This is a genomic window from Pseudomonas sp. TUM25319 (assembly GCF_056388475.1).
Genome location: NZ_CM150751.1, coordinates 209276 through 228307 on the forward strand (window position 1 = coordinate 209276; position 19032 = coordinate 228307).

15 protein-coding genes are annotated in these 19032 nt (G+C 57.1%); 8 read left to right on the forward strand and 7 right to left on the reverse strand.

All coding sequences use genetic code 11. The annotated features are described in order from the left end of the window. Positions 1-43: 43 nt before the first annotated feature. From AC05QJ_RS00960 to dnaA, 7 genes are all read right to left on the reverse strand, one after another. Entirely contained in the window at positions 44-1003 is a 960-nt protein-coding gene (locus AC05QJ_RS00960) for a TniB family NTP-binding protein (protein WP_010951429.1), read from the reverse strand. Continuing rightward, entirely contained in the window at positions 1000-2958 is a 1959-nt protein-coding gene (locus AC05QJ_RS00965) for a DDE-type integrase/transposase/recombinase (RefSeq protein WP_011953078.1), read from the reverse strand. The genes AC05QJ_RS00960 and AC05QJ_RS00965 overlap by 4 nt, the downstream gene beginning before the upstream one ends. Then, positions 2939-3577 carry a TnsA endonuclease N-terminal domain-containing protein gene (locus tag AC05QJ_RS00970; RefSeq protein ID WP_011953077.1) on the reverse strand — a complete coding sequence of 213 codons (639 nt, stop codon included), beginning with the start codon at positions 3575-3577 and terminating at the stop codon, positions 2939-2941. Before AC05QJ_RS00970 ends, AC05QJ_RS00965 begins: the two co-directional genes overlap by 20 nt. An 836-nt stretch (positions 3578-4413) precedes the next feature. Next, positions 4414-6831 carry a DNA topoisomerase (ATP-hydrolyzing) subunit B gene (gene gyrB, locus AC05QJ_RS00975; protein ID WP_476745154.1) on the reverse strand — a complete coding sequence of 806 codons (2418 nt, stop codon included), beginning with the start codon at positions 6829-6831 and terminating at the stop codon, positions 4414-4416. Positions 6832-6835: 4 nt separating this feature from the next. Continuing rightward, positions 6836-7939, reverse strand: coding sequence for a DNA replication/repair protein RecF (gene recF, locus AC05QJ_RS00980; RefSeq protein ID WP_476745155.1), 1104 nt, complete (start codon positions 7937-7939; stop codon positions 6836-6838). 13 nt (positions 7940-7952) lie between these two features. Further along, positions 7953-9056, reverse strand: a complete 1104-nt coding sequence (gene dnaN / locus AC05QJ_RS00985) for a DNA polymerase III subunit beta (protein ID WP_042121660.1) — start codon at positions 9054-9056, stop codon at positions 7953-7955. Positions 9057-9091: 35 nt separating this feature from the next. Continuing rightward, a complete protein-coding gene (gene dnaA, locus AC05QJ_RS00990; RefSeq protein ID WP_476745156.1) occupies positions 9092-10639 on the reverse strand; it encodes a chromosomal replication initiator protein DnaA in 1548 nt (515 codons plus the stop codon). A 599-nt stretch (positions 10640-11238) separates the two neighbouring features. Here dnaA and rpmH point away from each other — a divergent pair. The 8 genes from rpmH to AC05QJ_RS01030 all read left to right on the forward strand — a co-directional run bounded on the left by rpmH (position 11239) and on the right by AC05QJ_RS01030 (position 19029). Continuing rightward, positions 11239-11373, forward strand: coding sequence for a 50S ribosomal protein L34 (rpmH, locus tag AC05QJ_RS00995; protein WP_002551315.1), 135 nt, complete (start codon positions 11239-11241; stop codon positions 11371-11373). Between the two features lie 13 nt (positions 11374-11386). Further along, positions 11387-11791, forward strand: coding sequence for a ribonuclease P protein component (gene rnpA / locus AC05QJ_RS01000; RefSeq protein ID WP_476747843.1), 405 nt, complete (start codon positions 11387-11389; stop codon positions 11789-11791). Beyond that, entirely contained in the window at positions 11784-12029 is a 246-nt protein-coding gene (gene yidD / locus AC05QJ_RS01005) for a membrane protein insertion efficiency factor YidD (protein WP_476745157.1), read from the forward strand. The genes rnpA and yidD overlap by 8 nt, the downstream gene beginning before the upstream one ends. 2 nt (positions 12030-12031) lie before the next feature. Continuing rightward, a complete protein-coding gene (gene yidC / locus AC05QJ_RS01010) occupies positions 12032-13711 on the forward strand; it encodes a membrane protein insertase YidC (RefSeq protein WP_476745158.1) in 1680 nt (559 codons plus the stop codon). A gap of 84 nt (positions 13712-13795) precedes the next feature. Next, a complete protein-coding gene (gene mnmE, locus AC05QJ_RS01015) occupies positions 13796-15166 on the forward strand; it encodes a tRNA uridine-5-carboxymethylaminomethyl(34) synthesis GTPase MnmE (protein ID WP_476745159.1) in 1371 nt (456 codons plus the stop codon). 519 nt (positions 15167-15685) lie between these two features. Then, entirely contained in the window at positions 15686-17578 is a 1893-nt protein-coding gene (gene mnmG, locus AC05QJ_RS01020) for a tRNA uridine-5-carboxymethylaminomethyl(34) synthesis enzyme MnmG (protein WP_476745160.1), read from the forward strand. Next, the gene (gene rsmG, locus AC05QJ_RS01025; protein WP_476745161.1) at positions 17575-18219 is read left to right on the forward strand and encodes a 16S rRNA (guanine(527)-N(7))-methyltransferase RsmG; all 645 of its coding nucleotides are present in this window, start codon (positions 17575-17577) and stop codon (positions 18217-18219) included. Before mnmG ends, rsmG begins: the two co-directional genes overlap by 4 nt. A gap of 18 nt (positions 18220-18237) precedes the next feature. Then, entirely contained in the window at positions 18238-19029 is a 792-nt protein-coding gene (locus AC05QJ_RS01030) for a ParA family protein (RefSeq protein WP_476745162.1), read from the forward strand. Positions 19030-19032 lie beyond the last annotated feature (3 nt).

Sequence of the window (19032 nt, forward strand, 5' to 3'; positions counted from 1 at the left end):
ATCAGGGGAGTAGAGCCGGGCCGATAAGCCCGGCCCTTGGCCGTCAGGTACTGCTCTCTTCGAACGTCTCAAACGGCTCCCGCTTCCCGAACAGAGGCTGGAAATTGAAGCTCGCACTGAAGGGGTTTCGATCCTCGGTGGCGTAGCTCCAAACCTCGTCTTCAAAAGCCTGGGCCAGCACAGGAAGTTCAATCCCGACAAGGTCCTGGACTTGAACCAGCCAAACAGCCCTGTCCACAATCTTGATGAGGTAGTCGATCAATCCATAGGAAGCCAGGTAGAAGCGTTTAATCATCGCTGGCTCTACAAAACTGATGGTTTGAACAGGCAGTTCGCCCTCGATTGCCTGCAACAACATCACGAAATGAAGAGACGTATTAGCGGAGAAGGTGAAGCGATCGTATGCCACCGTGGCCGAAAACCTGCGTCGCAGTTGCTCGTTTGCTAGCAGGAGATTTTCGGTGCGCTTCAGCCCAATCAGAACAAACGCGATACTGGTTTCATTCATCAGACTCTTGATCCAGTCTGCTGCCTCATACGCACCATTACGACGATAATCGACCAGGTGCTGCGCCTCATCGAGGACCAACATCTCCACGCCAAGGTTCTTCAGCAGCAGGACTACTCGCGCAAATTTAACCTCTGCCGAATGTCCTCGTGCCTCTGCGAAGGGATCCTTCAGCTCTGCCAAAATGGCTGCTGCCAGGTTCTTTTTGGTTGGAGACGAAGGCATCTCGACGAACAGAACTGTCCGCTTCTGTGGGTCATGGCTCTCCAATTCCTCCAATGACCGAATGTACTCCTTGACCAATGTGCTCTTGCCCACTCCGCTTGGACCTTGGATCAGCAACCCTTTACTTGCTCTGGTACGCCGACTATCGCCGTGGATATCGCCTAGTCGCGTCAACGCTCGCTCGACTTGAGGGCTGTGAATAAAACGATCGCGGAGCGTAAAGCTGTATTCACCATGCTCGTAGCATTCGTACAGATTGATGGCGTTCATGGCTTAGAACTCCCAGCAGGGCGACGAACCGAGACCTTGAAGGCTGCTGGCGGAATGTTAGGAATAGAGTCACCGGTCCATTCCACTTCAGCGAGTACCTTGGGTGGAGGCGTGCTTTCGGTCACTCGACCCTCCTTGTCGATTTTCGCTATGGCAGCTGCGCGTCGTTTTCTGAGCGTCTGCGAACGGCGGGCCTCGTCTGCATCTTCCATAATTTCCTGGTAGCACCTGTGCGTAGCCTCGAAGCTAGGCTGCTCATTATATTTTTCTCGCAGCGCTTTCTCGGCAGCCTTCCACACCTCCCTGCTCTTACCGGCCATTCGCTCATCTTTGGCGGGCACTTTGAAGAACAAGTTTCTGAAGCGGTCGTGAACCCAAACGTGCCCGGCTTCGTCTCGATAGCGGACGTTTACCTTTTCTCCGTCTGCCAAACGCATACGGAGCTCAGCAAGTTCCGTAGAGTGGTAGCCCACTTTGGCAACCTCGATGCCGTAATGGTGAACCTTCACCGAGGCCCGCTTGGCCAGAATGCACTCCAACGAGTCCAGGTCGACGGGAAGGCTGATGACATGGTTCGCCTCGCTAGTCCCCCAGACTTGAGCCGGTGTTCTGTTGTCCAGCCCCCGATGAGGAGTCTGGTGGTAACCATCGACGATCCATTTCACTACCACCGCCTCCAATTGAGGGAGCGTGAAACATGCATTCTTCTCCGAGTCGTAATCGCCACGCTGCTGGATATTCGAGAAGGTGGTACCCGGGAGGTTGTGGATAAGCCCCAGGTTCTGTGTGCTGAAAAAGCGTTCGACGGCACCTTTCCTTTGAGGGGCCCTTGAAGCGGGATACATGATCTCGATACCCAACTCGTTGAATCCCATGATGAGATCGCCCGCGTGAAATTCCGCTGCGTTGTCTGGGACTATTCGAGCCGGCAGCCCACGTGCCCACCATTCATTTCTCACTTTCGGAAAGCGCTTCAGCAATTCGGCTTTTGGACGGATTGAGCGTTCGATCACACGAAGCACGGTTTCCGTATTTGGCGCCGACAGGTGGAGCAAATATCCCATCACCATTCGAGAGAAGCGGTCGAGGACGATCGTCAGATAGGGGCGCCCAATGCACAGCCCCGAGGTTTCATCCACAAGCTGGACGTCCAACAAGGTGTGATCAATTTCCCAACGTTCCAAAATCTCATGGACACGTAGGACACCCGCCGCAACACGGTGCTTCTTGTCTGCTGCGTGTTTTCCGAGCCTCTCCTTATCCACAAGGTACGGATCCAGCTTGGCGATGTACCTTCGGACAGTCATTCCGCTTGGGATCTTGAGCTGATCCGAAGGCAAACGACTTTTGTTCCTCTCTTTTATCTGATCCTCGAATTCTGAAACGACCACGCTGACCGCTGGAATCGTATCCTGCAGGTAGGTTTTATTAATCACCCCTTCAAGAATAACTTCGAGCTCTCCCTGTATCGCGGCAGCCCGACCCTTTTTGGCATGCTGAGGGATAAGCTTTACTACGTTCTGGCCAATGTATTTGGCTGCCCAACGTCGAATAGTGGAAACCGAGGGTGCGCACGCATCCCCAATCTTTTTGGCGATATCTCTAAGCTTCTTGATCATGTCTTCGTCACCCGGTAGCTTGTATTTACCGCGCTTAGTTAGGTCGTCCAGATACTTGCGTCGACGCAATGCCTCATCTCCATGTTTTTTGGGGAAGCATGAAATATCTGGAGGGACGTTCCGCACATACGGAACCCTCCCAAGGTATGGCTGATCAGCGGAGATCTCGATCTCGCGCTTCTCGTAGGCCTCATAGAACTCCTTCTCGGATAGCTTCGTGGGCTCACCAAGCTCATCGAAAAAGAGCAGCTTCCGGTCAATAAGCCTCTTCTCAAGCACCATCAGTACGCCACGAACGATGACGACCAATTTCACCCTAAGGGAAAAGGTTTGCATGACGGTGCCCCCCTTGCAGGAAGACCGGGGAGTCAGTGTCAATTGACCTATCAAGGTCAATGCCCACCACCCCAAGGCCTAACAAGCGCCAGGCTTTCCCCTCACCAACCACGTAGAGCAGATCTGCAACGGTCATAGGCGGCCATTCGTTGAAGGTCGCCATTACCTCCTCCAACGCCTGATGCGAAAGCTCTGGACCGCGCCGGTGATACATCAGCCTTCTAAGATTGGTAGCCAGGGGTTCAGCTTCAATTAACTTTTCAGTGATCACCGAAAAGTTACGGGCAGTGGCGTTGAAGTAGCGCTCAGCGGCATCCAGTCGCTGCCTGACGCTGGCAATCTTCAGTCGGTCGTGAGGCTTCACTTCAAACCACCACTCGCGCCCATCCGCGAGGAAAACCTGTACGTCTGGGTAATATTTGAAGTAGCCCTGGAGCGATGGAACACGTTCCTCACTGGGCTGCGGGACGTAGCCGATGACCGCAGGAGACAGCTCAAGAAGCCGAAAAAGAGCGCCTTCGAGCTGGGACTCCCAGGGCACAGGCTTTTTATTTTTGAGCGATGGGAAGTAGCCGCGGTAATGGTTGGACCGCCGCGTGACCACCTTTCGTACTGTCATGAAACACCTCCGAAAATCTCGAAACGAGCGCCGACGCTGCGCCAAAAAATCAAGGCGCAGGGCGGGCGAAGTGAGGCCTTTCGACAGGCAACACTGTGCCGTCGAGTAACCTCGCTAAGGTCGAAAAAATGGGAGAGGATTGACAGTCGCTTCGAAAAAGCAGACATTGCGGGTTCTGAGGACGCAAGTCTGCTTCGCTAAGCGCGGTCAGTCCTCTCGGGATTGATCGCGTTTTTCTACATTTTCAGGTCTCCTTTTCTCTCATTGGTCATGACTCTCATGACTGATCAGAATCTAAAGCAATCGGCTTGCTCTCTTTATTTCTAAACGGCCACTTCGTGATCGCTGGAGCAATTTGGATCAGGTCTGAAGCTCTCGCTTCAAACAGCTGATTTGGCTGAAAATCTTCAGTGCAAAGCGGAAAAGTTGGTCATAGATCTTATTCCAACATCCCTTCGAAATCTACAAAAAATCCAAAATGGCAACTTCCACCAAATTCCATTTCCATACTAAATTGTTCAAATTAATACTTAACACGTACGCTTAATTAACTATTAAGGTGTTCAAATATTAGTTTTAAAGTCCTCTCAATCTCTCTGCTGCTCAGATCCGCCCGCCGACCCTCTCAGCACTTCCAGCGCCCCATCAAATCACTTCCTCAAATCCCCCCATCTGCATCATTTTCCAATGAGCGGAGTAGGGCGCCCCGGCAGGAATTCCAGGCAAAAAAAAGCCCGCGAAGGCGGGCTTGATGGTGACCGACAGGGGCCATGGTTGAAGCCCGGCCGGTCATCTATTTGTGAAAGCGTGCAGCTTTTCTGTGAACCTACAAACACTCAGAAATCGAGGTTGGCCACAGACAGCGCGTTGCTTTCGATGAACTCACGACGTGGTTCCACCGCATCGCCCATCAGGGTGTTGAAGATCTGATCAGCAGCGATCGCGTCTTCGATGGTCACCTTGAGCATGCGACGAACGCTCGGGTCCATGGTGGTTTCCCACAGCTGGTCCGGGTTCATTTCGCCGAGACCTTTGTATCGCTGGATGGTGTGACGCTTGGTGCTTTCGGTCATCAGCCAGTCCAGACCTTCCTTGAACTCACTGATGGCTTTCTTGCGCTCACCACGCTGAACATAGGCGCCGTCTTCCAGCAGCGAACTGAGCTGAGCGCCCAGTGCAGTGACGGTGCGGTAGTCGTTACTGCCGAAGAAGTCGCGGTTGAAGGTGACGTAGCTCGCCAGGCCATGGGAGGTGATTTCCACTTCCGGCAGCCAGACATTGCGCTCGCGGTCCTCACGCAGACTGGCCTTGTACAACAGGCCGGACTTCTCGCTGGTGCTCAGGCGTTCCTGGAACTTGCCCAGCCATTCTTGCATCTTGCCGTGGTCGGAAAGCTGTTCCAGCGAAACCGCTGGCAGGTACAGGAAGTGCTCGGTCAGCTCCTGCGGGTACAGACGCGACAGGCGCTTGAGGGTCTTCATGACCGAACGGAATTCATTGACCAGCGTTTCCAGCGCCGGGCCGGAAATCGCTGGAGACGACTCGCTAAGGTACAGCGCAGCATCTTCAAGGGCCGACTGCGTCATGTATTCTTCCATGGCGTCGTCGTCTTTGATGTACTGCTCTTGCTTGCCTTTCTTGACCTTGTACAGCGGCGGCTGGGCGATATAGATGTAGCCGCGCTCGACCAGCTCCGGCAACTGACGGAAGAAGAAGGTCAGCAGCAGGGTGCGGATGTGCGAACCGTCGACGTCAGCATCGGTCATGATGATGATGTTGTGATAGCGCAGCTTGTCGATGTTGTACTCTTCCCGACCGATACCGCAGCCCAGTGCAGTGATCAGCGTGCCTACTTCCTGGGACGAGATCATCTTGTCGAAACGGGCTTTCTCCACGTTGAGGATCTTGCCTTTCAGCGGGAGGATCGCCTGGGTCTTGCGGTTACGACCTTGCTTGGCCGAGCCACCTGCGGAGTCACCCTCTACCAGGTACAGTTCGGAAAGGGCAGGGTCCTTCTCCTGGCAGTCCGCCAGTTTGCCCGGCAAACCGGCGATATCCAGTGCACCTTTGCGGCGAGTCATTTCACGCGCTTTGCGTGCCGCTTCACGGGCACGGGCAGCATCGATCATCTTGCCGACAACCGCCTTGGCTTCGTTCGGGTTCTCCAGCAGGAAGTCGGAGAAGTACTTGCCCATCTCCTGCTCGACAGCGGTCTTCACTTCGGAAGAAACCAGCTTGTCCTTGGTCTGCGAACTGAACTTCGGATCCGGCACCTTCACCGAAATAATCGCAGTCAGACCTTCACGGGCATCGTCGCCGGTGGTCGCGACCTTGTTTTTCTTGGCCAGACCTTCCTGCTCGATGTAGTTGTTCAGGTTACGCGTCAGCGCGGAACGGAAGCCCACCAGGTGAGTACCGCCGTCGCGCTGAGGAATGTTGTTGGTGAAGCACAGCAGGTTTTCGTTGAAGCTGTCGTTCCACTGCAGGGCGATTTCGACGCCCACACCGTCTTCACGCTGGACGTTGAAGTGGAAGACCTGATTCACCGCTGTTTTATTGGTGTTGAGGTATTCAACGAACGCACGCAGACCACCTTCGTAACGGAAGAATTCTTCCTTGGCGGTGCGCTCGTCCTTCAGCATGATGCCGACGCCGGAATTGAGGAAGGACAATTCACGAATCCGCTTGGCCAGGATGTCCCAGCTGAAATGGATATTCTTGAACGTCTCGGCGGAAGGTTTGAAGTGGATCTGGGTACCCGTGGTTTCGCTCTCGCCAACGATTTTCATCGGGGCTTGTGGAACACCGTGGACGTATACCTGCTCCCAGATCTTGCCGCTACGGCGAACGGTAAGGGTCAGTTCTTCAGAAAGGGCATTCACTACCGAAACACCCACACCGTGCAGACCGCCGGAAACTTTGTAGGAGTTGTCGTCGAACTTACCACCGGCGTGCAGGACGGTCATGATGACCTCAGCCGCGGACACACCTTCTTCTTTGTGCACATCAACCGGAATGCCGCGACCGTTGTCGCGAACAGTGATGGATTCATCCGGATGAATGATGACGGTGATGTCGTCGCAGTGACCGGCGAGGGCTTCGTCGATCGAGTTGTCGACCACCTCGAACACCATGTGGTGCAGGCCGCTACCGTCGTCGGTATCGCCAATGTACATACCGGGACGCTTGCGCACGGCATCCAGCCCTTTCAGCACCTTGATGCTGGAGGAGTCGTACGTTTGATTTTCGCTCATGCCTTCACTCCCGATGGTCGTGGGTCTGGGTGATACGGCCCTGTTCCACGTGGAACAGAGCAACTGGCGTATCCATCTGCCAGCCTTCCCTCAGTAATTCGTGATCTACACAGGTGATAAATACCTGGCAGCGTAAGTCTTCCAACAAGCGGCAAAGTGCACGACGGTGTTGCTCGTCCAGCTCGGACGGCAGGTCATCCACCAGGTAAATACATTGACCGCGACGTGCCTGGCTGACCAGGTGCCCCTGGGCGATACGCAGCGCACAAACCACCAACTTTTGCTGGCCGCGGGACAAAATATCCGCAGCGTTGTTGGCGCCCAATCTGAGGCGCAGATCTGCACGTTGTGGACCTGCCTGGGTATGCCCCATTTGCTGGTCCCGCTGAAGGGAGGCGGCGAGCACATCGCTCAGCTCTCGATCCTTGTCCCAACCGCGGTAGTAACTCAGGGTGAGCCCATCAAGCTGCAGCAGCTCGCTCAGGATCTGCTCGAAAACAGGCTTCAACGCTTTGATGTAATTACGGCGAAATTCGTCGATTTCCGCACTGGCCAAGCACAATTCTCGGTCCCAGGCCGCTTGGGAAATAGCGTCAAGTGTACCATGTCGCAACCACGAGTTTCGCTGCCGAAGTGCCTTCTGCAAGCGCTGCCAGGTTCCCATAAAACGTGGTTCCACGTGGAACACACCCCAATCGAGAAACTGACGACGGATTTTAGGGGCACCTTCCAGCAGGCGAAAACTGTCAGGGTTGATGAGTTGCAGCGGCAATATTTCCGCCAACTGGGCAGTGCTTCGGGCGTTCTGCCCGTCGATGCGAATAGTGAAGTCTCCCTGCCGTTCCCTCGAAACACCCAGGTTGCTCGACGCACCATCTTCCAATGCAACCTGGCCGAATACTGTGCAAGTGGCCTCTTCGTATTGAATGACCGGATTGAGTCGAGTACTGCGGAAGGATCGGGCCAAGCCGAGCAGATGAATGGCTTCCAGCACGCTGGTTTTGCCGCTGCCGTTGGCGCCGTAGAGGATGTTGATTCGCGGAGAGGGAGAGAAGGTCACCGGGTGCAGGTTGCGCACCGCGGTGACCGAAACACGACTTAAGGACATCTAGGGCAGTCGGTCACAGACGCATCGGCATGACGACATAAGAAGAATCGTCGTTGCCGGCTTCCTGCAGCAGGGCACTGCTGTTGGAGTCGGACAGGATCAGACGAACTTGCTCCGTAGTCATTACGCCCAGCACGTCCAGCAGATAGCTGACGTTAAAGCCGATTTCCAGCGAACCACCGTTGTAGTCGACGCTGATTTCCTCTTCCGCCTCTTCCTGCTCCGGGTTGTTTGCCTGGATCTTCAGCTGACCGGCAGCCAGTTGCAGACGAATACCACGGTACTTCTCGTTGGACAGAATCGCGGTACGGCTGAAGGCTTCACGCAATGCCTGACGGTCGCCCAGCACCAGCTTGTCGCCGCCTTTTGGCAGGACGCGCTCGTAATCCGGGAACTTGCCATCCACCAGCTTCGAGGTGAAAGTGAATTCGCCAGTGGTCGCACGAATGTGATGCTGACCCAGCACGATGCTGACGGTGCCGTCCGGCTCAGTGAGCAGACGCGCCAGCTCGAGGATACCTTTGCGTGGAACGATGACCTGGTGACGATCAGCCTGGCCGATGTCCGCGCTCATCGAGCACATGGCCAGACGGTGACCGTCGGTGGCCACGGCACGCAGGGTGCCTGTGGATACTTCCAGCAGCATGCCGTTGAGGTAATAACGAACGTCTTGCTGCGCCATGGCAAAGCTGGTGCGCTCGATCAGGCGGCGCAGGCGGCTTTGCTCCAGGGTGCAGGTCAGCGAGCCCGGGCCTTCTTCCACAGTCGGGAAGTCATTGGCTGGCAGAGTCGACAGGGTAAAGCGGCTGCGACCGGCCTTCACCAGCAGTTTCTGCTCGTCCACCTTGATGTCGATCAGGGCGTCGTTAGGCAGGCTTTTGCAGATATCCATCAGCTTGCGCGCAGGAACGGTGATCTCGCCCGGTTCGGCCGGCTCTTCCAGTTGGACGCGGCCAACCAGTTCGACTTCCAGATCGGTACCGGTCAGCGAAAGCTGTTGACCCTGAACCACCAGCAGTACGTTGGACAGTACTGGCAAGGTCTGGCGGCGCTCGACGACGCCTGCGACCAGTTGCAGGGGTTTCAACAGGGCTTCGCGTTGAATGGTGAAATGCATGGTCTAGTCCCTTGCCTTGAAAAGCTGCGCTGACATCAGGTCGTCAGGGTCCGCAGCAGGTTCTTGTAGTCCTCGCGGATATCCGCGTCGGATTCCTTGAGTTCGTTGATCTTGCGGCAGGCGTGCAACACGGTTGTGTGATCGCGACCGCCAAAAACGTCGCCGATTTCCGGCAGGCTGTGGTTGGTGAGTTCCTTCGACAGTGCCATGGCAACCTGACGAGGACGAGCCACCGAGCGGGAACGTCGCTTGGACAGCAGATCGGAAATCTTGATCTTGTAGTACTCGGCGACGGTGCGCTGGATGTTATCCACACTCACCAGCTTGTCCTGAAGCGCCAGCAGGTCCTTGAGGGATTCGCGGATCAGCTCGATGGTGATATCGCGTCCCATGAAGTGCGAGTGAGCGATGACCCGCTTGAGCGCGCCTTCGAGCTCGCGCACGTTGGAGCGAATGCGCTGGGCGATGAAGAAGGCCGCGTCATGGGGCAGGTCGACCTTGGCCTGATCGGCTTTCTTCATGAGGATCGCGACGCGGGTTTCCAGCTCCGGCGGCTCGACCGCAACGGTCAGGCCCCAACCGAAACGCGATTTCAGGCGTTCTTCCAGGCCTTCAATTTCCTTTGGATAGCGGTCGCTGGTGAGAATCACCTGCTGGCCACCTTCAAGCAAGGCGTTGAAGGTGTGGAAAAACTCTTCCTGCGAGCGTTCCTTGCGAGCGAAGAACTGGATGTCGTCGATCAGCAGCGCGTCCACCGAACGGTAGAAACGCTTGAACTCGTTGATCGCGTTCAACTGCAGCGCCTTGACCATGTCCGCCACGAAACGCTCGGAGTGCAGGTACACCACCTTGGCGTTGGGGTTCTTCTTGAGCAGGTGGTTACCCACAGCGTGCATCAAGTGAGTCTTACCCAGGCCAACGCCTCCATAAAGGAAGAGGGGGTTGTAGCCATGCTTGGGATTGTCGGCGACCTGCCAGGCCGCAGCACGTGCCAACTGGTTGGATTTACCTTCGACGAAGTTCTCGAAGGTAAAGGTGCGATTGAGGTAGCTGGTGTGCTTCAGCGCGCCTTCGACCTGGACCGTGCGCTGCTCGGTGCGGCCATTGGCAGCAACCGGTGCTACAGCCGGCGTATCGCCACCCATGGCATCGAAGCTTTCGCGCGAAGGCGATTCTTCCACCTGAGGTTCGGCAGGTGGTGCCACCGGCGCCGCCTGACTGACTGGCTCGCTGACCACTGCCGCCTTGGCTTGTGCCGCCTGGGCAGCGGCCTGCGCCTGGGACGCCGCCACTGCGGCAGCCAAAGGCGCATTCGGCGCTGCACGAGGCGCGGAACTGCGCCGGCTACCTATTAATAGAGAAAGGGCGGGCACGGCGCCGTTGCCGTGCTCCCCCAACAGCTCGAGCAAGCGGCTCAGGTATTTCTCGTTGACCCAGTCGAGCACGAAACGGTTGGGCGCATAGACGCGCAACTCGTCGCCTTCGGCTTCGACTTGTAGCGGACGGATCCAGGTATTGAATTGCTGGGTAGGCAGCTCATCGCGCAGAAGCTCCACGCACTGCTGCCAAAGTTCCACTGACACGGATATCCCCTGAATATGAAAGCCGTTGAAGGCCGGCGAGGCAAAAACAAGCGGCCATTGTACCGGGCGGCAGCACACTTATCCACATGCGTCTGCCTCCAGAGCAGTGATAAATCAGTCATTTACTGGCCAGAATGCTGCTTAGCCCATGTGAATAAGCCCTGTGCATAACTGCCCTTGAGGGCTATGCACAACCCTGGGCTCAAGCCTGTTGATAACTCGCCTGTTGATAACATGGCTTTTTATCCACTGCTTTTCCGAAGGCCCGGCACAATCAAAGCACCGTTTTCCGACAGGGTTACGATTCTCTGTACATGGCTAAAAACAAGGCCTGTAGAGATCTATCCACAGAAAACGTCGAGCTAAGATTCATAAGTTCTTCAGAAAAGCTTTAAATACCTCTCCTCTTTTTTTCTATGTTTAACCACGATCACGTTGCCAGGACCGTCTCCGGGGTAAAGAAGGGAGAGAAGCGCCCTGTTGCTCCCTATAAGGAAACGCTGGTTGGAAATTGACCTATGGCCTTGCTTTCTCTAGAATCGCCGGTCTCTTAAAACGGGGGCCATTCCGGCCCGTTGTCACGAACCAGGTAACACGCCATGAAACGTACTTTCCAACCAAGCACCATCAAGCGCGCTCGCACTCACGGTTTCCGTGCTCGTATGGCCACCAAGAACGGCCGTGCCGTACTGTCCCGCCGTCGTGCCAAAGGCCGTAAGCGCCTGGCAGTTTGATTTTTCGGCACAGGTGGTGAGTCAGGACTTCAGTCGGGAAAAGCGTCTGCTTACTCCCCGACATTTCAAAGCGGTCTTCGACTCTCCATCAGGCAAGGTGCCCGGCAAGAGTCTCTTGCTCCTTGCCCGCGAGAACGGACTGGATCACCCCCGCCTGGGACTGGTGATCGGCAAGAAAAGCGTCAAGCTTTCCGTTCAGCGCAATCGTCTGAAGCGTTTGATGCGCGATTCGTTTCGCCGCCACCAGGAAATCCTGGCCGGCTGGGACATAGTCATCGTCGCGCGCAAAGGCCTTGGCGAGATAGAAAACCCGGAATTGCACCAGCACTTTGGCAAGCTCTGGAAGCGCCTTGCGCGTAGTCGGCCCGCTCCAGAGGTCAAGACCGAATCTGTAGGGGTGGACCGTCCCGATGCGTAAACTGGCACTCGTCCCGATCCAGTTTTACCGTTACGCCATCAGCCCATTGATGGCCAGTCATTGCCGTTTCTACCCAAGTTGCTCCTGCTATGCGTATGAAGCCATTGAAAATCATGGTCTCCTGCGTGGCGGGTGGCTTACCGTTCGTCGGCTAGGTCGCTGTCATCCCTGGAACGACGGTGGTTTCGACCCGGTTCCGCCAGTTCCTTCTTCCCGTACTTCTTCGATAGCCGAGTAATCATGGATATTAAACGCACGATCCTGATCGCCGCCCTGGCAATCGTGTCCTATGTCATGGTCCTCAAGTGGAACCAGGACTATGGCCAGGCTGCCCTGCCGACTCAGAATGTTGCCGCCAGCAATACCGCTGCGTCCTTGCCGGACACCACGAACACTGGCAACACCAGCAGCGCGGATGTTCCTAGCGTCAATGCCGAAGGCAATCCGGCTGAACTGGCACCGGTCGTTGTCAGCAAGGACCTGATCCGGGTCAAGACCGATGTTCTCGATCTGGCTATCGATCCAACCGGTGGTGACATCGTCCAGCTGACCCTGCCGAAGTATCCTCGTCGCCAGGATCACCCGGAAATTCCATTCCAGTTGTTCGACAATGGTAGCGAGCGTGTCTATCTGGCCCAGAGCGGTCTGATTGGGGCGAACGGTCCTGACTCCCGCCCTGCGGGCCGTCCGCTGTATGCCGCCGAGCAGAAAAGTTATCAACTGGCCGATGGTCAGGATCAACTGGTCGTCGACCTGAAGTTCAGCGACGCCGGCGTCAACTACATCAAGCGTTTCACCCTGAAACGCGGCGAGTACGACCTGGTGGTCAGCTACCTGATCGACAACCAGAGTGGCCAGGCCTGGACCGGCAACATGTTCGGCCAACTGAAGCGTGATGCCAGCTCCGATCCGTCGTCGTCCACCGCCACCGGCACTGCCACCTATCTGGGTGCCGCCCTGTGGACAAGTTCAGAGCCCTACAAGAAAGTGTCCATGAAGGACATGGACAAGGGGAATTTGAAAGAAAATGTGAACGGCGGTTGGGTTGCCTGGCTGCAGCACTACTTCGTGACGGCCTGGATTCCTGAAAAATCCGAGAACAACTTCGTTCAGACCCGCAAGGACAGCCAAGGTAATTACATCATTGGTTACAACGGTCCTGCGCTGAACGTTGCTGCCGGTGCCCAAGGCCAGACCAGCAGTACCCTGTATGCCGGTCCGAAGATCCAGAACAAGCTGAAAGAGTTGTCCCCAGGCCTGGAGCTGACCGTCGACTACGGCATCCTGTGGTTCATCGCCCAGCCGATCTTCTGGCTGCTGCAACATATCCACAGCCTGCTCGGCAACTGGGGCTGGTCGATCATTGTCCTGACCATGCTGATCAAGGGCCTGTTCTTCCCGCTGTCCGCCGCCAGCTACAAGTCGATGGCCCGCATGCGTGCCGTTGCGCCGAAACTGGCCTCGCTCAAGGAACAGTTCGGCGACGATCGCCAGAAAATGTCCCAGGCGATGATGGAGCTGTACAAGAAAGAGAAGATCAACCCGCTGGGTGGCTGCCTGCCGATCCTGGTGCAGATGCCTGTCTTCCTTTCGCTGTACTGGGTACTGCTGGAAAGCGTTGAAATGCGCCAGGCGCCGTGGATGTTCTGGATCACCGACCTGTCGATCAAGGATCCGTTCTTCATCCTGCCGATCATCATGGGCGCGACCATGTTCATCCAGCAGCAGCTGAACCCGACGCCACCGGATCCGATGCAAGCCAAGGTCATGAAGCTGATGCCGATCATCTTCACCTTCTTCTTCCTGTGGTTCCCGGCAGGTCTGGTGCTGTACTGGGTTGTGAACAACTGCCTGTCGATCGCACAGCAGTGGTACATCACTCGCAGCATCGAAGCCGCCTCCAAGAAGGCTGCTGCCTGACGGATTAGCCAGCTAATCTGTGGATAAACGCCCCACTCGTGGGGCGTTTTGCTATCTGACGTTTTTGTTCCGAGGCTACCGAACATGAATTCCCGCCGCGAAACCATCGCCGCCATCGCTACTGCCCAGGGCCGTGGCGGGGTTGGCATTGTGCGTATCTCCGGACCTCTGGCGCGCCAGGCCGGACAGGCCATCACCGGCCGTGATCTGATGCCGCGGCATGCCCATTACGGAGCGTTTCGCAGCGATGACGGCCTGGTGCTCGACGAAGGCATTGCCCTGTTCTTCCCCGGGCCAAATTCATTCACAGGGGAAGACGTTTTGGAACTTCAGGGCCACGGTGGCCCCGTGGTGCTGGATATGCTTCTGCAGCGCTGTGTACAACTTGGCTGCCGCTTGGCACGTCCAGGCGAATTCAGTGAGCGTGCGTTTCTCAATGACAAGCTCGATCTTGCCCAGGCCGAAGCGATCGCCGACCTGATCGAGGCCAGTTCCGCCCAGGCTGCACGCAATGCCTTGCGCTCGCTGCAGGGTGAATTCTCACGCCGTGTGGATAACTTGACCGAGCGTCTGATCAGCCTGCGGATCTACGTGGAAGCGGCCATCGATTTTCCTGAGGAAGAAATCGACTTCCTCGCTGATGGCCACGTGCTGAACATGCTGGACCAGGTTCGCCAGGACCTCGCTTCTGTACTGCGCGAAGCCGGGCAGGGCGCGTTGTTGCGCGACGGCATGACGGTCGTGATCGCCGGTCGGCCGAATGCCGGCAAATCCAGCCTGCTCAACAGGCTCGCGGGCCGCGAGGCGGCCATCGTGACGGATATCGCCGGCACCACCCGGGATATTCTTCGTGAACATATCCACATCGACGGCATGCCGTTGCACGTTGTCGATACCGCAGGCTTGCGCGATACCGATGACCATGTGGAAAAGATCGGCGTGGAGCGCGCGCTCAAGGCGATCGGTGAAGCTGATCGGGTACTGCTGGTGGTGGATGCCACGGCTCCGGAGGCCAGCGATCCGTTCGCCCTGTGGCCGGAGTTTCTCGATCAGCGGCCGCAAGCCGGCAAGGTCACGCTGATCCGTAACAAGGCCGACTTGAGTGGCGAGGCGATCGCGATGGAAGAAAGCGATGATGGCCACGTCACCATCACGCTCAGTGCCAAGGCGCCGGACATGGGCCTGGATCTGCTGCGTGAACACCTGAAGGCCTGCATGGGTTATGAACAGACGGCCGAAAGTGGCTTCAGCGCCCGCCGCCGCCATCTGGAAGCGCTGCGGCAGGCCAGCGCCAGCCTCGAACATGGCCGTGAACAGTTGACCCTGGCTGGAGCCGGCGAGCTGCTGGCCGAGGATCTGCGCCAGGCGCAGCAGGCCTTGGGCGAAATTACCGGCGCATTCAGCTCCGACGACCTGCTGGGTCGGATCTTCTCCAGCTTCTGCATCGGCAAGTAAGCGCTTTTATCCACAGCCGGGCCTGATCTCGGGCACCGGCTGTCGGCTTTTTCCCCTCCTTCTTTTCTTCCACAGACGAAAAATGCCTGGTCTGCCCCTAGGCGTTCGCCTGCCTGTCCGTTCGTCTTGCAGACAATAAGCCCTGTGGAAAACCCGGCTTCAGGTCCGTTGATAACTACCCTTCGGAGCTGGAGATAAATCGCGCTGTGGGTAACCATCGATTTAATCCACAGGCTTACACCGCTTATCCATAACCCTCATGGCCTGTGAACCACAGAGTTATGAATCGCTGTACATACCGGTATTAAAGGGCTGTAAATGTTTATCCACAGGTAGAGGGCTCACTAAGAATAAACATAAAAACAAAGCTTTTATAAAACTTTCTCTCGTTATTTCTATTGCCGGCCATTCATCCACAGGCTGGTTAAATTTTGTGCAAAAGGTTCCTTTAGGAGGGGGGAAGTCCCTATACTTGGCAGCTATCCCTTATCTATTCCCGAAACAGGCACGAGGTGCGTGGTGGATTTCCCTTCCCGTTTTGAAGTGATCGTCATCGGCGGCGGCCATGCCGGTACCGAGGCTGCGCTTGCATCAGCACGCATGGGCGTGAAAACCCTGCTGCTGACCCATAACGTGGAAACCCTCGGGCACATGAGCTGCAACCCGGCCATCGGTGGCATCGGCAAGAGCCACCTGGTCAAGGAAATCGATGCGCTCGGTGGTGCCATGGCAGTGGCTACCGACAAGAGCGGCATCCAGTTCCGGGTTTTGAACAACCGCAAAGGCCCGGCAGTACGGGCGACTCGGGCACAGGCCGACCGCGCCATCTATAAGGCGGTCGTGCGCGAAATCCTGGAAAACCAGCCCAACCTGTGGATATTCCAGCAGTCCTGTGACGACCTGATCGTCGAGCAGGACCAGGTTCGCGGTGTGGTCACGCAAATGGGTCTGCGTTTCTTCGCCGATTCCGTCGTGTTGACCACTGGCACCTTCCTCGCCGGACTTATCCACATCGGTTTGCAGAACTATTCGGGTGGCCGCGCCGGTGATCCGCCCGCGATCGCGCTGGCTCATCGCCTGCGTGAATTGCCGCTGCGTGTGGGTCGCCTGAAAACCGGAACGCCCCCCCGTATCGATGGCCGGTCGGTGGACTTCTCGGTGATGACCGAGCAACCCGGTGATACGCCGATCCCGGTGATGTCGTTCATGGGGTCGAAAGACATGCACCCGCGCCAGGTCAGTTGCTGGATTACCCACACCAACGCCCGGACCCACGAGATCATCGCCTCGAACCTTGACCGCTCGCCCATGTACTCCGGCGTGATCGAAGGCATCGGTCCGCGCTACTGTCCGTCGATCGAAGACAAGATCCACCGCTTCGCCGACAAGGAAAGCCATCAGGTCTTCATCGAGCCTGAAGGGCTCAATACCCATGAGCTCTACCCGAACGGGATATCCACATCCCTGCCGTTCGACGTCCAGCTCGAAATCGTCCGTTCGATCCGCGGCATGGAGAACGCGCACATCGTTCGCCCGGGCTACGCCATCGAATACGACTATTTCGATCCGCGGGATCTGAAATACAGCCTGGAAACCAAGGTGATCGGCGGCTTGTTCTTCGCTGGACAGATCAACGGCACTACCGGCTACGAAGAGGCCGGTGCCCAGGGGCTGCTCGCCGGAACCAACGCCGCCCTGCGTGCCAAAGGCCTGGAAAGCTGGTGCCCGCGCCGCGACGAGGCGTACATCGGCGTACTGGTGGACGACCTGATTACCCATGGTACCCAGGAGCCGTATCGCATGTTCACCTCCCGCGCCGAGTACCGCCTGATCCTGCGCGAGGACAACGCCGACCTGCGCCTGACCGAAAAAGGCCGGGAGCTTGGGCTGGTGGATGACGAACGCTGGGCTGCCTTCAGCGCCAAGCGCGAAGGCATCGAGCGTGAAGAGCAGCGCCTGAAAAGCACCTGGATCCGTCCGGGTACCGAGCAGGGTAATGCCGTGGCCGAACGGTTCGGCACGCCGCTGAGCCATGAATACAATTTGCTCAACCTGCTGAGCCGTCCGGAAATCGACTATGCAGGCCTGGTGGAAGTGACCGGCGGCAGCGACGCCTCGGAACAAGTGGCCGAGCAGGTCGAGATCAAGACCAAATACGCCGGTTACATCGACCGGCAGCAGGAAGAAATCGCGCGCCTGCGCGCCAGCGAAGACACACGTCTGCCGGACGATATCGAGTACAGCTCGATTTCCGGTCTTTCCAAGGAGATCCAGGGCAAGCTCGGCCAGACCCGCCCTGAGACCCTGGGCCAGGCCTCTCGCATTCCCGGTGTGACGCCGGCGGCGATTTCCCTGTTGCTGATCCACCTGAAAAAACGCGGCGCTGGCCGCGGTCTGGAGCAAAGCGCTTGAGTTCTATGGTCACCGAAAAACATGCCCAGGAGTTGTCCACAGGCGCCCGCGAGCTTGGCCTCGAGCTGATTGCGTTCCAGCAAGAGCAATTGCTGGCCTACCTGGCCCTGCTGATCAAATGGAACAAGGCCTACAACCTCACCGCCGTGCGTGATCCGGACGAAATGGTTTCCCGCCATCTGCTCGACAGCCTCAGCGTCATGTCGTTTATCCACAGCGAGCGCTGGCTGGATGTTGGCAGCGGAGGTGGCATGCCTGGAATTCCATTGTCTATCCTGCATCCGGACAAGCAGGTCACGGTGCTCGACAGCAATGGCAAGAAAACCCGCTTCCTGACCCAGGTGAAACTGGAGCTGAAGCTGGACAACCTCACGGTTATCCACAAGCGGGTGGAAGAGTTCCAGCCAGCGCAGCCGTTTACCGGGATCATTTCCCGTGCTTTCAGCAGCATGGAAAACTTTACTGGCTGGACGCGGCACCTGGGGGATTCCCAGACACAGTGGCTGGCAATGAAAGGACTGCATCCGGCCGATGAGCTGGTAGCATTGCCGGCAGATTTCAGAGTGGATAGCGAGCAGGCCTTGACCGTTCCAGGTTGCCAAGGCCAGCGCCATCTGCTGATACTGCGCCGCACGGCATGACTGGGAACACAAGCAAGAATGGCTAAGGTATTCGCGATTGCGAACCAAAAGGGGGGCGTGGGTAAAACCACCACCTGTATCAACCTCGCGGCGTCGCTGGTGGCAACCAAGCGCCGCGTGCTGCTGATCGATCTCGATCCACAGGGCAACGCCACCATGGGTAGTGGTGTGGATAAGCATGTCCTGGAGCATTCGGTCTACGACCTGCTGATCGGTGAATGCGATCTGGCCCAGGCCATCCACATCTCCGAGCACGGTGGTTATCAACTGCTGCCGGCCAACCGTGACCTCACCGCCGCCGAAGTGGTGCTGCTGGAAATGCAGATGAAGGAAAGCCGTCTGCGCAACGCGCTGGCGCCCATCCGGGAAAGCTATGACTTCATCCTCATCGACTGCCCGCCTTCGCTGTCGATGCTGACGCTCAATGCGTTGGTCGCGGCCGATGGCGTGATTATCCCCATGCAGTGCGAGTACTACGCACTGGAAGGTCTGAGCGACCTTGTGGATAACATCAAGCGCATTGGCGCACGCCTCAATCCGGAGCTGAAGATCGAAGGCCTGCTGCGGACCATGTACGACCCGCGCCTGAGCCTGAACAACGACGTGTCGGTGCAGCTCAAGGAGCACTTCGGCGAGCAGCTCTACGACACCGTGATTCCCCGCAATATCCGCCTGGCCGAGGCGCCGAGCTTCGGCATGCCGGCGCTTGCGTACGACAAGCAATCCCGCGGCGCCCTGGCCTATCTGGCCCTGGCTGGTGAACTCGTTCGTCGCCAGCGCCGTAAAACTCGCACTGCACAGACAACTTAAGGA